The 17,041-nt window shown below is 40.1% G+C and carries 14 protein-coding genes; 3 read left to right on the top strand and 11 right to left on the bottom strand.

What is annotated here, in order from left to right; translation table 11 throughout:
* Positions 1 to 116: 116 nt before the first annotated feature.
* Positions 117 to 3,062 (bottom strand): copper-exporting P-type ATPase CopA, encoded by a 2,946-nt coding sequence (gene copA / locus ABN099_RS16340; protein WP_349465284.1) that lies wholly within the window; start codon positions 3,060 to 3,062, stop codon positions 117 to 119.
* A gap of 135 nt (positions 3,063 to 3,197) precedes the next feature.
* On the opposite strand from copA, the gene cueR reads away from it, so the two are divergent.
* Positions 3,198 to 3,602 (top strand): Cu(I)-responsive transcriptional regulator, encoded by a 405-nt coding sequence (gene cueR / locus ABN099_RS16335; RefSeq protein ID WP_349465282.1) that lies wholly within the window; start codon positions 3,198 to 3,200, stop codon positions 3,600 to 3,602.
* On the opposite strand, the gene ABN099_RS16330 is transcribed toward cueR, so the two are convergent.
* From ABN099_RS16330 to tesA, 5 genes are all read right to left on the bottom strand, one after another.
* The gene (locus ABN099_RS16330) at positions 3,565 to 4,044 is read right to left on the bottom strand and encodes an NfeD family protein (protein WP_349465433.1); all 480 of its coding nucleotides are present in this window, start codon (positions 4,042 to 4,044) and stop codon (positions 3,565 to 3,567) included. The genes cueR and ABN099_RS16330 overlap by 38 nt on opposite strands.
* A 2-nt stretch (positions 4,045 to 4,046) precedes the next feature.
* On the bottom strand, positions 4,047 to 4,973 hold the full coding sequence (locus ABN099_RS16325; RefSeq protein WP_349465281.1) for an SPFH domain-containing protein: 927 nt from the start codon (positions 4,971 to 4,973) through the stop codon (positions 4,047 to 4,049).
* A gap of 34 nt (positions 4,974 to 5,007) precedes the next feature.
* Positions 5,008 to 5,865 (bottom strand): co-chaperone YbbN, encoded by an 858-nt coding sequence (locus ABN099_RS16320; RefSeq protein ID WP_349465279.1) that lies wholly within the window; start codon positions 5,863 to 5,865, stop codon positions 5,008 to 5,010.
* 84 nt (positions 5,866 to 5,949) lie between these two features.
* Entirely contained in the window at positions 5,950 to 6,735 is a 786-nt protein-coding gene (locus tag ABN099_RS16315) for an SDR family oxidoreductase (protein ID WP_349465277.1), read from the bottom strand.
* A 50-nt stretch (positions 6,736 to 6,785) separates the two neighbouring features.
* Positions 6,786 to 7,415 carry a multifunctional acyl-CoA thioesterase I/protease I/lysophospholipase L1 gene (gene tesA, locus ABN099_RS16310; RefSeq protein ID WP_349465275.1) on the bottom strand — a complete coding sequence of 210 codons (630 nt, stop codon included), beginning with the start codon at positions 7,413 to 7,415 and terminating at the stop codon, positions 6,786 to 6,788.
* Here tesA and ybbA point away from each other — a divergent pair.
* Positions 7,386 to 8,072, top strand: coding sequence for a putative ABC transporter ATP-binding protein YbbA (gene ybbA / locus ABN099_RS16305; RefSeq protein WP_349465273.1), 687 nt, complete (start codon positions 7,386 to 7,388; stop codon positions 8,070 to 8,072). The genes tesA and ybbA overlap by 30 nt on opposite strands.
* Complete coding sequence (ybbP, locus tag ABN099_RS16300; RefSeq protein WP_349465271.1) at positions 8,069 to 10,510, top strand: putative ABC transporter permease subunit YbbP; 2,442 nt, start codon at positions 8,069 to 8,071, stop codon at positions 10,508 to 10,510. Before ybbA ends, ybbP begins: the two co-directional genes overlap by 4 nt.
* Before the next feature lie 77 nt (positions 10,511 to 10,587).
* Here ybbP and ABN099_RS16295 read toward each other — a convergent pair whose 3' ends face one another.
* From ABN099_RS16295 to purE, 5 genes are all read right to left on the bottom strand, one after another.
* Positions 10,588 to 12,753 carry an ornithine decarboxylase gene (locus tag ABN099_RS16295; protein WP_349465269.1) on the bottom strand — a complete coding sequence of 722 codons (2,166 nt, stop codon included), beginning with the start codon at positions 12,751 to 12,753 and terminating at the stop codon, positions 10,588 to 10,590.
* 198 nt (positions 12,754 to 12,951) lie between these two features.
* Complete coding sequence (locus ABN099_RS16290) at positions 12,952 to 13,983, bottom strand: mechanosensitive ion channel family protein (RefSeq protein ID WP_349465267.1); 1,032 nt, start codon at positions 13,981 to 13,983, stop codon at positions 12,952 to 12,954.
* An 85-nt stretch (positions 13,984 to 14,068) separates the two neighbouring features.
* Entirely contained in the window at positions 14,069 to 15,328 is a 1,260-nt protein-coding gene (locus ABN099_RS16285) for an MFS transporter (RefSeq protein ID WP_349465265.1), read from the bottom strand.
* Positions 15,329 to 15,450: 122 nt separating this feature from the next.
* A complete protein-coding gene (gene purK / locus ABN099_RS16280) occupies positions 15,451 to 16,518 on the bottom strand; it encodes a 5-(carboxyamino)imidazole ribonucleotide synthase (protein WP_349465263.1) in 1,068 nt (355 codons plus the stop codon).
* The gene (purE, locus tag ABN099_RS16275) at positions 16,515 to 17,036 is read right to left on the bottom strand and encodes a 5-(carboxyamino)imidazole ribonucleotide mutase (protein WP_349465261.1); all 522 of its coding nucleotides are present in this window, start codon (positions 17,034 to 17,036) and stop codon (positions 16,515 to 16,517) included. The genes purK and purE overlap by 4 nt, the downstream gene beginning before the upstream one ends.
* Between the last annotated feature and the right edge of the window lie 5 nt (positions 17,037 to 17,041).

Below are 17,041 nucleotides of genomic sequence, written 5' to 3'. Positions count from 1 at the left end.
ATGATGATAATGCTGTTTTTTTATTACTCAGTTTTTTAGGGATAGCGGTTTTTTGTTCTCATTCACACCCTCCTCAAAAGAGAAGAGGGTGCAATGTTGATTAAAATCCAGTTAATTTATTGCTTAGGTTTAAAGCGTAGTAAACGGTTTGCGTTGCTAACAACAGTAATTGAGGATAATGCCATTGCTGCACCAGCAACAACCGGGTTGAGTAGTGTGCCTGTTAATGGGTACAAAATACCTGCTGCAATTGGAATGCCTAGGGTGTTATAAACAAAGGCACCAAACAAGTTCTGTTTCATATTGCGCAGCGTTCCTTTTGCGATCTCAACGGCATCAGCAACACCATGTAAACTGTGACGCATTAAGGTAATTGCAGCTGTTTCTATTGCAATATCACTACCACCACCCATGGCAATACCGACATCAGCTTTAGCTAACGCTGGCGCATCGTTAATACCATCACCAATCATAGCAACACGATGACCTTGTGCTTGAAGCTCAGTAATGGCTTGTGCTTTACCTTCTGGCATTACTCCCGCAATCACTTGATCAATACCTGCTTCTTTTGCGATAGCATTAGCAGTAATTGGATTATCACCCGTTAACATGACTAAGCGATAACCTTGATTATGTAGGCGCTGTAGTGCGCTAACCGTATCTTCTCTTAATGGGTCACGAATGGATAATAGCGCTGCTATTTTACCCTCTTGGGCAAGTAAAACGGGGGTAACACCTTTTGCTGCTTGAGTTTCAATTAATGTATTGATTTCACTTATATCAACACCTGATTCACTCATCAGTTTAGGATTACCTAACAGCACTGTTTTACCATTAATTTCACCACTTAAGCCCATACCAGCTAAGGTACGGAATTGGCTAATTTCAGGCAAATGAATACCTTCAGCGCGCGTTAAAATAGCTTTAGCTAATGGGTGATTAGAGCCATTTTCAAGTGAACCAGCCAATGCTAATGCATCTGCTTCACTCACTTTGTTAAAGGTATGGATTTCAGTTACCTGTGGCATACCTTCTGTTAATGTACCCGTTTTATCAAATACCAACGTATCCAGTTTACTGGCTTGTTGCAGTGCATCGGCATCACGAACTAAAACACCATATTCCGCGGCACGACCAACACCTGAAATAATAGACATCGGGGTTGCAAGACCAAGTGCACAAGGACAAGCGATAATCAATACAGTTGTGATAATTACCAGTGCATAGGTAATTTGTGGTGATGGACCAAAGAAATACCAAATGGCTCCAGCTGTAAGCGCAATAGCCACAACAATTGGCACGAAAACACTTGAGATTTTATCTGCTAGCTGTCCAATTTCAGGTTTACTGCTTTGTGCTTGACGCACTAGTTTAATAATGCGAGCAAGCGTTGTTTTACTACCAACAGCGGCGGCTTTAAACAGCACTGAACCATCTTGCACTGTAGTACCAGCATGAATAGTATCACCTGTTGATTTTTGCTGAGGAATTGGCTCACCCGTTAACATAGCTTCATCCATCCATACTTCACCTTGGATGATTTCACCATCAACAGGAACTTTATCGCCAGTTGCTAAGCGTAGCACCATGCCTTGTTTAACTTCCGCGAGAGGTAATTCAATTTCACCTGTATCAGTTATCACTCTTGCCGTTGGTGGGGTTAAATCTAATAGACGTTCTAAAGCTTTAGATGAACGCTGGCGAGCTCTCTGTTCTAGCATATGACCAAGGTTAATTAAACCGATGATCATCGCACTGGCTTCGTAATAGAGATGTCGTGCTTGCTCAGGAAAAACATCTGGCCATAAGTTTACGGTAATAGAGTAAAGCCAAGCAGCCCCGGTTCCTAATGCAACTAAGGTATCCATGGTTGCACTGCGATTTTTTAAGCTTTGCCATGCACTACGATAAAAATGTCCACCAGCAACAACCATGACTAACAGTGTGGCGATACCAATCGCTAACCAAATGCTGTGATTAGCTTCGGTGAGCATCATATTATCGCCAATCATTCCCCAAACCATAACAGGAATACCAACGACTAATGCTAATGCGGCTTGCCAACGAAAACGTTTCATATTGGCAACAGCAACTTCTTGTTGGCGTTCTCTACGTTTTACGTCATCTTGAATAATTTCAGCGCCATAACCTGCTTTTTCAATAGCACTAACAAGTGCATCATGATTGATATCACCAGTGACTAAGGCACTACGTTCAGCAAGGTTAACGCGAACATTTTCAACCCCTTCAACGGATTGCAGCGCTTTATGCACTTTACTCACGCAGCTAGCACAAGTCATACCATCAATTAAAAGCTGAACGCTATTGTCATCATCGGCATCAATATGGGCATCGTCATTAGGAATATCAGCTTGTTCAACTGGAATATCACAAACAGCCGCTGACGATGCTTCCAGTTGAGCATGTGTTTGCGTCAGCGGCTCAGTTTTTGGGTAATCAGTACTCGCTAATTCGGCTTCAAAGCCTGCATCTTTAATGACTGTGATTAAATGTTCTGCTGAAACTGAGCCAGTAACTTTAGCGTGAGTTAATTCGACTTCTGCACTTTCTACACCGTCAGTTCCTTCAAGGGCTTTTTTTACAGCACCAATACAATGACCACAATTTAAACCAGAAAGGGTTAAATTAATGGCGTTATCGGTATCCGCTAAGCGGGCTTGAAAACCTTCAGCTTCAATGGCAGAAATTAGGGTGTCTGCGTTTACATCACCAAAGATATTAGCAGACTCTCTAGTGACATTAACGTCAACAACACCTTCAATGGATAACAGTGCTTTTTCGGTTTTACCAACACATTTCATGCAATTAAGACCACTTAGGCTTAATTTAACATCAGGTTGTGTTGCAACCGTTGCTTCATATCCAGCATCTTCAATTGTTTTGATTAAGCTTTCAGCAGTTGCATCACTATCAATTTTAGCGTATTGAATAGTCACTACGGACTGTTCTATGTCATTGCGGGCATCAAGTGATTTTTTTACACTGTTTATACAGTGGGAACATGAAAGCCCTTGTAGCGCGAGAAGCGTATTTTTTGCCATGATTTTTTATCTCCGAAATAAAAAAGCGAATTCCTCTATTATTGCGCAATACTAGGTAACTTGCTTTCTTTAAAGGTTTTTCTTATCTGAGATAAAGGCTAAACCTTTCCGCAAGGGGAAGGTCAAGGGGGAATTTTGAATATTAGTGAAATCGCAAGTAAAACAGGATTAACCACTAAGGCAATCCGGTTCTATGAAGAAAAAGATTTAATCACACCGCCAGGAAGAGGCGAAAATGGCTATCGTTATTATCGACCTCAACATATTGAAGAGTTGACGCTGTTACGACAAGCCAGAGAAGTGGGTTTTAATTTAGAAGAGTGTCGTTCATTATTGATGTTGCTAAGAAATCCTTCACGGCATAGTGCGGATGTAAAAGAAGCAACATTGAAAAAAGTGGCAGAGATTGAGAAAACGATTAACGAATTAAACGCAATTCGTCATCGTCTTCTCTCATTAGCTAGTGAGTGCCCGGGTGATGATGGTGCAGATTGCCCGATAATTAATCACCTTTCTGGCTGTTGCCACTCGCAGAAGTGATTGCGACAACTTGTAACGTAATACCATCAATGGCAACGACTTCAACGTTGTCACCTGCCTGTAGTGGCGTGTCTGAATAAACACGCCAGCTACCATCCGCGAGTTTCACACGACTAAAACCACTTTCTGTATCTGACAATAAAACCGCTTTAATACCAATAAGCTGATGGCTTTTCTGGTTCAAGTTCTCAGCTTCTTTTGACAGTTTTCTTTGCTTAAGCCAGATCCGCCAAAGGATCGCGCTAATAACAGTAAGCAAGGCAAATAGAATACCTTGAATAGGCCAACCAATAGGCAATATCCATGCAAACAAAGAGACGCATAGCGCTGCAATACCTGACCACAATAGGTATCCCGCTGTTCCTAGCATTTCTGCAATTAACAGCAAGCCACCAAGACCAAGCCAAAAAAGCGCAGGTTGAGCACTAATCAGTTCAATCATCATTAATTGCTCTTGTTACCAGAATCGGTCTTTTTCGTATTACTAATTAACTCAGAAATACCACCAATTGCACCCATAAAATTACTTGCTTCTAATGGCATCATAATGACTTTGCTGTTTTGAGCGGAGCCAATTTGTGATAGTGCATCAGTATATTTTTGAGCAATAAAGTAGTTAATTGCCTGCATATCCCCTTTAGCGATAGCTTCAGAAACCATTTGTGTCGCTTTTGCTTCCGCTTCTGCCGCACGTTCGCGGGCTTCAGCTTGTAAGAATGCTGATTGACGCTCACCTTCTGCTTTAAGGATTTGACCTTGCTTTTCACCTTCGGCTTTTAAGATTGCAGCCTGACGAATACCTTCAGCTTCTAAAATATCGGCACGTTTAGTCCGTTCAGCCTTCATTTGTGCGTTCATCGCAGAAATCAGTTCTTTAGGTGGGCGAACATCACGGATTTCAATACGGGTAATTTTGATACCCCAAGGGTTTGTTGCATCATCTACAATCAGTAACAGACGGTTATTGATTTGGTCACGCTGAGATAAAACCTCATCAAGTTCCATTGAGCCTAATACAGTACGAATATTGGTGAGTGTTAAGTTAATAATTGCCAGTTCAAGGTTATTAACTTCATAAGCGGCTTTTACAGGATCAATAACTTGGATAAAACAGACTGCATCAATACTCACGTTCGCATTATCACGAGAAATAACTTCTTGAGATGGAATATCCAGCACTTGTTCCATCATGTTAATACGACGACCAATGCGGTCAACAAACGGGATCAAAATTTGAAGACCTGGCGAAAGTGTGCGTGTATAACGACCAAAACGTTCGACAGTCCACTGATAACCCTGTGGCACGGTTTTAACACCACTTAAAACAACAATAACAGCAAATAAAATGATAATACCAATGACTATTTCCATATACCTGTCCTAAACTCGTTTTAGTGAGTAAAAATTAATAAAGTAAAGAGTACATCATACGGCGATATTTAGACGCCAAACTGTCATTAGCCCCTAAAGCAGACAAAATATCCATCAGTGTTTTCTTAACTTGCCCATCACCTGCGTTGAGGTCTGTTTTCAAGAAACAATAGAGCAACTCTAATGCTTCTTCATTGCGAGCCACTTCATGTAATTTTAGCGCAAGTTGAGTAGCAAGCGCGGTATTTTCAGGTTGTTGATTAAAATCGTTTTGTAACTGTTGAATTTCAGGTGTGTCAGCAGCTTGCTTTTGCAGTTCAATTTGCGATAACAAGCTTTGATAGTAGCTATCTTGGTCTTGTAGTGGAATGGTTGCTAATAGTTCTTGTGCTTCTTCATTTTTATTTAATGAGATTAAAGCACCCGACAACGCTAGTGTAATTTCACTATTCTTAGGAGCAAGTTGATGTGCTTCTTTTAACAATGGTAGTGCTTCTTCAGTTTTGCCTTCCGCTAATAATCCAGCCGCTTGCGCTGCTTTTAACTCTTCCGGTTTTGGTAAAACCTTGGCAAGAATATTGCGAATAACATCTTCAGGTTGAGGACCTTCAAATCCATCAACAGGGCGACCTTCTTGTAAAATATAGGTAGTAGGGATTGCGCGTAAGCCAAATTGAGAGGCAATCATCTGTTCTACATCGCAATCGAGTTTGGCTAAAATAAATTGATCTGCATATTCAGCAGCAAGTTTATCTAGTGTTGCACCAAGCTCTGCACAATGTGGGCTGCGTTCTGAATAGAAATAGATCATGACGGGCTTTGTCATGGATTGCTCTATAATTTGCTGAATATTTGATTCATTTACATCAACAATATGTGCAGTTGCTAACATTAACTTGTCCCTTTTTGAGAGTTTTGAAAATAAACACTATTTTTAAGCTATTTAATTAATAAGTAAGGATGAAAAGCATAAAAATCAAGCCTTGCCACTTTGACGACTTAAAATAGCATCCATTAATACATCGGGTAAAAGTCGTTTTAATATTCTGACGGCGTAAGTTAACAGGGTTACGGGATAACGTAACTTAGGTTTTGGGCTCTCTAAAGCATGAATAAGTTTTTTCACTACGTCATCAGGTGTTAGTGTGAAACGACTTGCAATCCCCGGATTTTTTACGGGTTTATCTTTTTCTGCTTGAGCTACGTTTTCAGTAAAACAGGAGTGTATTGGACCTGGTTCAATTAAACAGACTTTTACACCGGAGTGTGCAACTTCCATTCTTAATGCATCAGACCACGCTTCTACCGCGTATTTACTTGCCGCATAAGCACCACGCCCCGGAGTCGAAATAATTCCCATTACTGAGCTGGTTTGGATAATACGCCCTTCACCATGAGGCAACATGGCTGGAAGTAATAACATGGTAAGTTGGTGCATACCAAAAAAGTTGGTAGAAAATTGTTTTTCCATCTGTTGGCGGCTAATGGCATCTAATGGACCATAAACCCCAAAACCGCCGTTATTAAATAAGCCATATAAACGACCATTTGTTAGACGAATAACGTCTAATGCCGCTTTTTCGACACTTTCGGCATCATCAAGATCAAGGTAAATAGGCTCTAATCCCAGTGTTTCCATACGTTCAAGGTCTTCACCTTTACGGCAAGCGGCAAGCACACGAAAACCTCTTTCTTTTAAGGTTTTAGCGGCACAAAGGCCAATTCCACTGGAACTTCCTGTTATCAATACCGTTTTTTGCATAATTTTACAATTAATCTCGTTTAATCTAGGTTAACTACTGTCAGAATAGTCTAGTGTGTTAAGTAAGGGGATAATGTTTTATCCATCCACTCAGCAATAAAAGGTTGAGCCGCTTCATTAGGATGAATGCTATCACTTTGCATCCACTCTGGTTTATCCGCGATTTGCATCATATAAAATGGGATCAATGGCAGTGCGTTATCATCTGCTAATGCGGGATAAATCGTTGAAAATGATTGTGTATAACGTTTACCGTAATTAGGTGAAATTATTATTTGCATAAACAGCGGTGTTGCACCGGCATTTTTCACTTGTGTGATAATGTTTTGTAGTGCTTCTTTGGTTTGAGCAACAGGATATCCCTGTAAGCCATCATTTGCACCTAATTCAATCAGTACCCAACGAGGTTGATGTTGTTTTAATAAGTCAGGGAGTCGATTTTGCCCTTGAAATGCCGTTTCACCACTAATACTGGCATTAACTACATTTATATTTGGGTGGGTCTTTTGCCATTTATCAGCAAGACGCTGTGCCCATGCATTTTCAACAGGAAGGCGATACCCGGCACTTAAGCTGTCACCAAAGATTAAAAATGTATCAGCAGCAATTGCCTTAAAGCTAAACATCATCATAACGATAAGGAAAAATGTATGTCGAAGGAAAAGGTTCTTGAAGTTCATCAGTTAACCAAACAAGTAGGACAAGGTGATAGTCAGATCTCTATATTGCAGGGTGTTGAGCTTGTTGTCGAGTCTGCACAAACAATTGCGTTAATTGGTGAATCAGGTTCTGGAAAATCGACTTTATTAGGCATCATTGCAGGGTTAGATGATGGTAGTGCAGGCTCAGTAAAACTGATGGGACAAGACTTAACCACCATGAATGAAGAGCAACGCGCTATGTTACGTGCTCAGCATGTGGGGTTTGTTTTTCAGTCCTTTATGTTAATTCCAACGCTTAATGCATTAGAAAACGTGCAATTGCCCGCATTATTAAAAGGTGGCTCAGAAAAACAGAGCCACACACGAGCCGTCGATTTGCTAAAGCAATTGGGGCTTGCTGACCGTTTGTATCATATGCCAGCACAACTTTCTGGTGGTGAACAACAGCGTGTTGCACTCGCCAGAGCCTTTTGTACTCAACCAGCAATCCTCTTTGCTGATGAGCCGACAGGAAATCTTGACCGTAAAACGGGCGATAAAATTGCTGATTTATTGTTTTCGCTTAATCGTGATTATGCAACGACTCTAATTTTAGTTACTCATGATAATGAGCTAGCTGCGCGATGTCAGCGTCGATTACGCTTGGTTGATGGTCAACTTAAGGAGGAGTCATGATTTGGCGTTGGTTCTGGCGTGAATGGCGCTCTCCTGCTTTATTGATTGTTTGGTTATCGCTAGCCTTAGCGGTGGCTTGTGTTTTGGCATTGGGTCGTATTGGTGATCGCATTGATAAAAGTATTTATACCCAAAGTCGTGATTTAATTGCGGGTGATCTCGTTTTACGAACCTCTTATCCCGTTGATGAAAGTTGGTTAGATGACGCTAACAAGATGGGATTAATCATTAGTCGTCAAATGCAATTTACCACCATGTCTTACGCACCTGAAGGTGATACACCGCAGCTTGCGTTAGTTAAAGCCGCTGATAATTTATATCCGCTGTATGGTGAATTAGAAACTCAACCAGTAGGTTTAAAACCCGAAAAAGGTAACGTGCTGGTAGATGCACGATTATTAGCACTATTAGATATTACTGTTGGCAGCAAAATTGATGTTGGTGATACCACATTCACAATAAGTGGTGTTTTAATTCAAGAGCCAGATAGCGGATTTAACCCATTTCAAATCGCGCCTCGAATTTTAATTAGTCTTGATGATGTGGAAGCAACAGGGGCGATTCAACCGGGAAGTCGATTAACTTATCGCTATATGTTTGCTGGTAATGAATCTATAATTGATGCATATCAGCAACGATTTGATCCATTATTAAAGCCGGATCAACGCTGGAATAGTTTAAAACAAGATAGCGGTGCGCTCTCTCAATCAATGGAACGAGCAAAAAATTTCTTATTGTTATCAGCTCTGTTAACGCTGTTATTGGCAATCTCTGCGGTGGCTGTTTCTATGACGCACTATTGTCGCAGCCGTCATACCTTAATTGCGGTATTAAAAACATTAGGTGCAGATAAACGCGCATTGCGTAAATGGATTGTTGGGCAATGGGGCGTTATTATTTTTGCAGCAATAATTGTTGGTTCATTGGTTGGTTTGGCATTTGAAGCTATTTTGCTACAGATCCTAGCTCCGGTTTTACCAAAAACATTACCTGAAGCGAGTCTATTACCTTGGCTGTGGTCGGTGGGTTCGCTACTGTTAATCGCGTTATTAACGGGTTTAAGACCTTATCACCAATTGATGTCTACCCAACCTTCACGCGTATTACGTAATGATGTGACGGCACCTGTTTGGCGGCTTCGATACTATTTACCAATAGTGGCATTAATCGTTGTTGGCGCTTTAACGTTATTTGCTGGCACGGGTGTGTTGCTCTGGTCAATTCTATTAGGTGTTGTGGTTATTGCCTTTTTATTAGGTGTGATTGGTTGGTTAGGGCTGTGGATCTTAAAACAGTTTAAGTTTCGCCAACTTAGTGCGCGTTTAGCGGTAACTCGGTTATTACGTCAACCATTTCAAACCATGACACAACTTGCCGCATTTGCATTATCGTTTATGTTATTGACTTTATTAGTACTTATTCAGGGCGATCTATTAGAAAAATGGCAAAAACAGTTACCAGAAGATAGTCCAAATTACTTTTTAATTAATATGTCACAGCCTCAGGTACAAGAAATTAATACCTTAATGGCACAATATAAAGTTACACCAACGGATGCTTATCCTGTGGTATTAGCCAGACTGACACAAATTAATGGTAATAATGCGAAAGAGTGGGCTGATGCACGAGATAACGGCAACAATACAGTTCGCAGAGAACTAAATTTAACGTGGCATAGTGAATTACCTAAAGATAATCTGATTATTGAAGGAACATGGCCACCTGTTGGCAATGGTGTTTCACTTGATCAAGGCGTTGCCGAAAAATTAGAAATTAAGTTGGGTGATGAATTAACCTTTGTGGGTGATACCCGTGAGTTTAAATCAGTTGTAACAAGTATTCGCCATGTCGATTGGGAAAATCTTCGCCCTAACTTTTTCTTTATTTTCTCAGAAGCGGGATTAAGTAATCAACCTGAAAAATGGATGAGCAGTTTCCATTATCAAGGTGATGGTTCACTGATCACCGCGTTGAATCGACAATTCCCAACCGTGAGCGTGTTAGATACGGGGGCGTTAATTCAGCAAGTTCAGCAGATCTTACAGCAAGTGAGCCGTGCATTAGAGATTATGGTGGGGTTGGTGATTATCTGTGGTGGATTACTGCTGATCGCTCAAATTCAAGTGGGTATGACACAACGTCGTATTGAGCTGGTGGTTTATCGAACATTAGGTGCGAGTAAATCGTTATTGCGTCGTACCTTATGGGCTGAGTTTGCGTTATTAGGCTTAATGGCAGGTCTTGCCGCCGCTATTGGTGCCGAAGTCGCATTAAGCTTATTGCAAAAATCAGTGTTTAATTTCCCTTGGCAACCGCAATGGTTAATGTGGATCTCGGTGCCTTTATTAGCGGCATTTTTGCTTTCAGTTTGTGGCTCTGTTTTAGGGGTTAGATTGCTGCAAGATAAAGGGCAATATCGACGCATTCAAGGGGAATAAGCGTTAAAGAGTGTCATCAAATAAAAATGCTGATATTTAACGATATCAGCATTTTTTTGGTTTAAATAAAATATAAATTAATGCGTTTTTAAAACATAAGCATAAATACGTTTGCTACCATCTTCTTCATTATGCGTATAAACACCTTGAAGCTCTGTTGAAAAGCCCGGAAGTTGATTAATGGTGACTTCAAGCGCTTGAAAATAGCGTAATACTGCACCATCCCAAATTTCGCCAGGCACTGCACACAAAACACCCGGAGGATAAGGAAGTGCCCCTTCTGCCGCAATTCTGCCTTTTAATTCACTTAATGGTAAAAGCTCAATATTTCCACGTACAAACTCGATATTCGCTTGTTGTGGACTCAGTGCTCGCTTAGGGAAATGTGCTTTTCTAAACATCTGTTTTTGTAACAGCTTTATATTATAAGTGACACAAAGATCATGCATTTCCTGACAAAGCTGACGCAAGGTATAACCTTGATAACGTGATTGATAACGACGATAAACAGAAGGTAATACTAATTCTAACGGCGCATCTTCAATTAACAGTTGCTCAAATCGAACCAGCAATGAAATGAGTCGATCAAACTTTTCACTATGCTCAGCGGGTGTTAATAAAAATAGAATAGAGTTTAAATCACTTTTTTCAGGAATAACGCCATGTTCACGTAAATAGTTAGCCAATATGGTTGCTGGCACGCCAAAAGCATCATATTCACCAGTATGAGGATCAATTCCCGGAGTAGTGAGCATTAATTTGCACGGATCAACAAAATATTGGTTATTGGCATAACCTTCAAAAGCGTGCCAATTATCGTTAGGAATAAAATTAAAGAATCGTTGATCGTGAGCAATTTCATCGGTGTCATGCTCTTGCCAAGCAATACCATCAACAACTTCAGGAATAAACGGTTTAATAAACTGACACTGTTTAAGTAATGATTTGCGTGCTTCTATTCCCTGTTTTACACAATCCATCCACATGGCTTCACCACTTTTACCTGAATGCATTTTGGCATTGATATCTAATGCAGCAAACAGAGGATAAAAAGGGCTGGTGGATGCATGCATCATAAAAGCATTATTCATCCGTTTATGATTGATATAACGTGGCTGCCCTTTAATATGAGCATCTTTTTTGTGAATTTGAGATGTTTGTGAAAAGCCAGCTAACTGTTTATGCACTGATTGTGTGACTAATATTCCGGGATCATTTTCATTAAGAATCAGTAACAGTGGAGAGCACTGTTTCATCATCGGAATAAACTGCTCATAGCCTACCCATGCTGAATCAAAGAGAATATAGTCACAAAGATGTCCTATTTTATCAACAACTTGCCGTGCATTATAAATAGTGCCATCGTAAGTGCCTAACTGGATAACCGCTAAACGGAAAGGGCGTTTATCATATTGGCGTTCAGGCGTAATTTCAGCGATTTGTTGACGTAAATAATCTTCTTCAAAACAGTGTGCATCAATACCACCAATAAAACCAAAGGGATTACGGGCTGTTTCTAAATAGATAGGTGTTGCTCCTGCTTGAATTAATGCACCATGGTGATTTGATTTATGGTTATTTCTATCAAACAACACTAAATCATTTGGTGCTAATAGGGCATTTAAGGCGACTTTATTTGAAGAGGAAGTGCCATTTAGAACGAAATAGGTTTTATCGGCATTAAATACCTGAGCAGCAAAAGCCTGAGCATCATAAGGCGCGCCTTCATGAATAAGCAGATCCCCCATTTCAACATCAGCATTGCAGAGGTCAGAACGAAATAAGTTCTCACCAAAGTATTGATAAAACTGCTCTCCAGCAGGATGACGACGAAAAAATTCGCCACCTTGATGACCAGGACAATCAAAGGCGACATTTTTTTGTGCGACATAATTAATTAAACGTGAAAAGAAAGGCGTGGAAAGATCCTCTTCATATTGAAGTGCGGCTCTCTCAATTGATACGCTATTTTTTTCATTGGCACTGTTATCCATAATAACAATACCTTCAACTTGGCTAAGCAAGTCAGCAGAAAGCGTATCGCTAAGACCAACTGCAATAAATACTGGTAATTGAAATCCTGTTTGTTGAATACGCGTTAACTCACCAGCATTAACAGCGGCTAACGACAATATCGCTACGGATATTTGCGTTAAATTAGCTTCTGTAATCTCAATAACAGGGCGTTCAGTCGTAAAATAGTGTGAAACCGTTGGGCTGCAAGCCAATTTCATTTTTTTCATTACATTTTGGTTAAATTATGGGTAAACAGATATGCCGCCAATATACTTGGTTGTTTATATGAATGGAATGTATTAAAAGCAAATTGACACTTATTTTATGCATTAATTTTGCATAAAAAGCCACTCTTCTGGTGAGTTAGATAGGTAAAATAGAGATTGGTTGAGAGGTTTATATTATATAATAAACCTCTTAATCTACTATTGTGATGTTATTGCAGAGGACGATTTTTCAATATAAACAGTTTGAGATGGAAACGCGAAATCAGCGCCATGTTTATGCACAATATCTATCATCTTTAAATAGACTTCTTGTTGGGCTGCTAACCACTCTCCCCATACTGTGGTTTTAGTAAAGCAATACACCATAATATTAAGAGAAGAGTCTGCAAACTGATTAAAATAGACCAAAATAGTTTGTTGAGTATCTATTTTCTCATTTTGCATCAGCATCGTGCGGATATCTTCGACGATCGCCCCGATTTTATCTGAGTCTTCATAACGCAAGCCAATTTCTGTTTCGATACGTCTATTGGTCATTCTACCTGGGTTTTCAACACTAATAGATGAAAATACAGAGTTAGGAATATATAAAGGACGATGGTCAAACGTAATAATCTTAGTAATACGCCAACCAATTTCTACTACAGTTCCTTCAATATTACGATCAGGAGAACGCACCCAATCGCCAATATTAAAAGGGCGATCAAAATAGAGCATCACACCTGAAAAGAGGTTGCTCATTACATCTTTACTTGCCATACCAATGGCAATGCCGCCTAAACCACCAAAGGTCATTAATCCTGACAAGCTCATACCGAAATGCTCGCCAAATAATAAAATGATAATAACGAATAGGGTGATTTTAAATACTCGGGAAATAATACGTGCTGATGTAGGATCACTCCCTTTCTTAATCTGTTTTTGTTCCAACCGATTAATCAGTAAGAAAAATTTTCGCATCAAGATTAGGGCAATTGCCGCAGAGGTAAAGAAATTTACCAATTTGAAAGAGATAAAGTGGAGATTGAAATCCACTATCGCCATTTCAACATATTCCCCTAAGATAATCACAAGACTACACAGCAAGATAGCTTGGCTAATATGAATAATAATATTTCTGCGACGCTTTTTCTTTTTACTTTGAAAAAGAGAAACAACCAAAAATCCAATAAAGCAGGCTAAAACAACACCGATACCAATGGAGTATTTCATTATTAGTTCTTCATTCATCAGCCTAATGTCTCCTTATAAAATTGCTTTTATATGATGCTACGTTAGTTATTAAGCTACCTTGCTGATTTAATAAAATAACGGCTTATTGCTGTTTTTTACTGGCATGCTGATACGTTGGATAAGCGGGGGGACGCATAAATAACGTTACTGCTAAAATCAGTAAAACAGGTACAGCTAAAATTAAGAATGCCGGCGTAAAACTGCCTGATATATCTTTAATCGCGCCAGCAAAAAACGGTGCTAAACAGGCGAGTGTCGAAATTAAATTCATCACTGAGAACAGCTCAAGATAGGGGGCGCGACCAAAGTAGTTAGCAAGTAATATGCTTGATGCCAAAAAGGTCATGCCATAACCAATACCGACACAGATAGTAAATAGAATTAAGTAGAACCATGAGTTTGCCATACTCAATGCCAATAAGCCGACAATGATAATACTCAGGCTTGCAATTAGCAGTTTTTTCGGTTCTAACCACTCACCAATGGCACCACCTGCTAAACGTGAAAATGCATTGATAAATGCCATGGTACTTAACAGTGTGGCGGCAATAGTTTCACTAAAACCATTTTCAATAATATGAGCGACAGCAAAGCTATTTACTGTAATACCACACCAAAGAAATGCGGTGTAAGTCGCGGCAATAACGTAAAACTGCCAGGTTTTTAAAGCGTGGCGAGCCGTCCAAATCTCTTTAGTTTGATAAATGCGCTTAGTGCTTTGTAGTTGGCTAATCTGTTTTGCATGTTGTTGTTCGTTTTTACCTTCACGCAAAAATAGAATAGTTATTAAGGTAATAATTGTGAGAGTGATTGCTGAAATAAGCCAATGCATACGCCATGTGTGCCATAAATGCGTTGCTAAAAAGTAGATCCAAGGACCAGCAACACCGCCTAAACCGCCAATAGTAAAATAGACACCAAAAGCAAAAGACTGCTTTTCAAAGAGCCGAGAGATTACATAAGTACCGGGAACGGTTGCCAGTAAAGTAAAACCGATACCCAATAGTGCGGTACCCAGAAAATAGCGAGCAATGGTGTAGGTTTCATATAAAAAATAGAAACCACTAACAAAAATCATTAAGCCGATTAAGAGTGTGAGGCGAACACTAAGCTTACGGATTAATAGGGTAGGTAAAAAGCTGGCAAGTCCACAGGTCAATCCCAATAAAGTAAAACCGAGACCGGCTTGTGTCCAGTTCCATTCCAGTTCATTTATCATACTAGGAAGAACAACACCTAATGAGGTAAAAGTGGTTGCTGTGGCTAAAAAATACACTAAACCTAGTAATATCAACATACTCCATTGATATACAGGGCCAAAAATCTGTTGTGTGACTTGCATCCTGACTCCATCAAACGGGTGCAGTAACCTGAATAATCAGGAGAAAATAGCGAATAACAGACCTTTATTTTAAAGGCCTGTTAGTTAAGGGCTATTATTCTCTAACTTTATGAGTCGGACTGCTAGCTTAATTTTTCTAAAGCCCATTTGATAGGGTACTGATAAGCTTCATCAAGCATTGTGCTTAATGAGATTAATGTGTTTTGAAGAGATTGGTTATCGTTATGTGAGAGATTTAAATGTCCCACTTTGCGCGCGGGGCGCACTTCTTTCTCATACCAATGAAGATGTACTAATGGTAAAGAGAGCCACTGAGGATGCACATCCGTACCAATAAGATTAACCATTACTGAGGTTTGGCATACTTCAGGTGTTGGCATTGGTAAGTTTAAAATAGCACGTAAATGTAATTCAAACTGGCTAATTGATGCACCATTTTGAGTCCAATGACCACTGTTGTGTACGCGAGGTGCTAATTCATTGATAAGCAGTTTATCGCCAACAATAAAGCACTCCATCGCCATAACACCAACATAATTAAGCTTGTTGAGAATAGCACCAAGCATTTGCTGAGCGGATTGTTGTAATGTTGGTGACGGAGTAGGAAATGCAACACTGAGTCTTAAAATACCGTCTTGATGAAGGTTATGTGTTAGAGGATAAAAAACGCAGTTACCGTTGCTATCTCTTGCACCAACTAATGAAACTTCACCAGAAAATGGAATGCCTTGTTCAACAATACATTCGCCATAAATCTCTGCCGGAAGTTGATGTTCTTCACCGGGATGAATACGCCATTGACCTCTACCGTCGTAGCCACCGACACGACGTTTCACAATAATAAAATCACCTAATTGAGCAAATATGTCATGCCATTGGTCTGGTGAAGTTAAAGGTTGCCAAGGCGCAGTGGCTAAACCAAGTTCATCAAGTAGCTGTTTTTGTGGTAAGCGATCGGCAAGTAGAGGGAAAATATCGCGGTTAACAAAGTTGGAATGACGTTCTAGTTCTTTGGTTAATGCCGTTTGCGGCCAGCGTTCTATCTCTGCAGTGATAACACTTTGCTGATAAGGCACGGCTTCTGGTTCTGCATCAAGACCAATAGGATAAACGGCAATACCTAGGGGTTCTCCTGCTTGACGTAACATTCTACCTAGTTGACCATTTCCAAGGACACAAACGGGTTTCATAATGCCTCTCTTGGATCAGGATTATTGAGTACATCGTCAGTTTGCACTGTGCGCCATGCTGTTAATGAGGCAAAAATAGCCGGGTTATGTAATGCCAAAATTTGTGCTGCTAATAACGCCGCATTGGCTGCGCCCGCTTTTCCGATAGCTAACGTACCAACAGGAATACCTTTTGGCATTTGTACAATAGAGTAGAGGCTATCAACGCCACTTAATGCAGCACTTTGAACCGGCACACCTAAAACAGGCACTAATGTTTTTGCTGCTAGCATTCCCGGTAAATGAGCGGCACCGCCCGCACCAGCAATAATCACATCAAAGCCGTTTGCTTTTGCCGTTTCAGCAAAGCTAAATAGCTTATCAGGAGTACGATGTGCAGAGACAATTTCAACATGATAAGGGAGTTGCAGAGCATCTAATACATCAGCGGCGTGAGACATTGTTGCCCAGTCACTTTTAGAACCCATAACAATGGCAATTTGTGGCGAAGGAGTATTTAGACCAACTTGAGAAGACATTACTT

The sequence above is a fragment of the Proteus hauseri genome (assembly GCF_040139125.1).
Classification (GTDB): Bacteria; Pseudomonadota; Gammaproteobacteria; order Enterobacterales; family Enterobacteriaceae; genus Proteus; species Proteus hauseri_B.
Note: the sequence above shows the minus strand (reverse complement) of the source record. Positions and strands in the feature narration are given on the sequence as shown.

What these genes read in the sequence shown, in the direction of transcription:
- purK (WP_349465263.1), bottom strand. Translation starts at nt 16,518, where the DNA reads ATGAAACCCGTTTGTGTCCTTGGAAATGGTCAACTAGGTAGAATGTTA.
- ABN099_RS16330 (WP_349465433.1), bottom strand. Translation starts at nt 4,044, where the DNA reads ATGATTGAACTGATTAGTGCTCAACCTGCGCTTTTTTGGCTTGGTCTT.
- ABN099_RS16320 (WP_349465279.1), bottom strand. Translation starts at nt 5,865, where the DNA reads ATGTTAGCAACTGCACATATTGTTGATGTAAATGAATCAAATATTCAG.
- ABN099_RS16285 (WP_349465265.1), bottom strand. Translation starts at nt 15,328, where the DNA reads ATGCAAGTCACACAACAGATTTTTGGCCCTGTATATCAATGGAGTATG.
- ybbP (WP_349465271.1), top strand. Translation starts at nt 8,069, where the DNA reads ATGATTTGGCGTTGGTTCTGGCGTGAATGGCGCTCTCCTGCTTTATTG.
- purE (WP_349465261.1), bottom strand. Translation starts at nt 17,036, where the DNA reads ATGTCTTCTCAAGTTGGTCTAAATACTCCTTCGCCACAAATTGCCATT.
- ABN099_RS16295 (WP_349465269.1), bottom strand. Translation starts at nt 12,753, where the DNA reads ATGAAAAAAATGAAATTGGCTTGCAGCCCAACGGTTTCACACTATTTT.
- copA (WP_349465284.1), bottom strand. Translation starts at nt 3,062, where the DNA reads ATGGCAAAAAATACGCTTCTCGCGCTACAAGGGCTTTCATGTTCCCAC.
- tesA (WP_349465275.1), bottom strand. Translation starts at nt 7,415, where the DNA reads ATGAACTTCAAGAACCTTTTCCTTCGACATACATTTTTCCTTATCGTT.
- ABN099_RS16315 (WP_349465277.1), bottom strand. Translation starts at nt 6,735, where the DNA reads ATGCAAAAAACGGTATTGATAACAGGAAGTTCCAGTGGAATTGGCCTT.
- ABN099_RS16290 (WP_349465267.1), bottom strand. Translation starts at nt 13,983, where the DNA reads ATGAATGAAGAACTAATAATGAAATACTCCATTGGTATCGGTGTTGTT.
- ABN099_RS16325 (WP_349465281.1), bottom strand. Translation starts at nt 4,973, where the DNA reads ATGGAAATAGTCATTGGTATTATCATTTTATTTGCTGTTATTGTTGTT.
- ybbA (WP_349465273.1), top strand. Translation starts at nt 7,386, where the DNA reads ATGTCGAAGGAAAAGGTTCTTGAAGTTCATCAGTTAACCAAACAAGTA.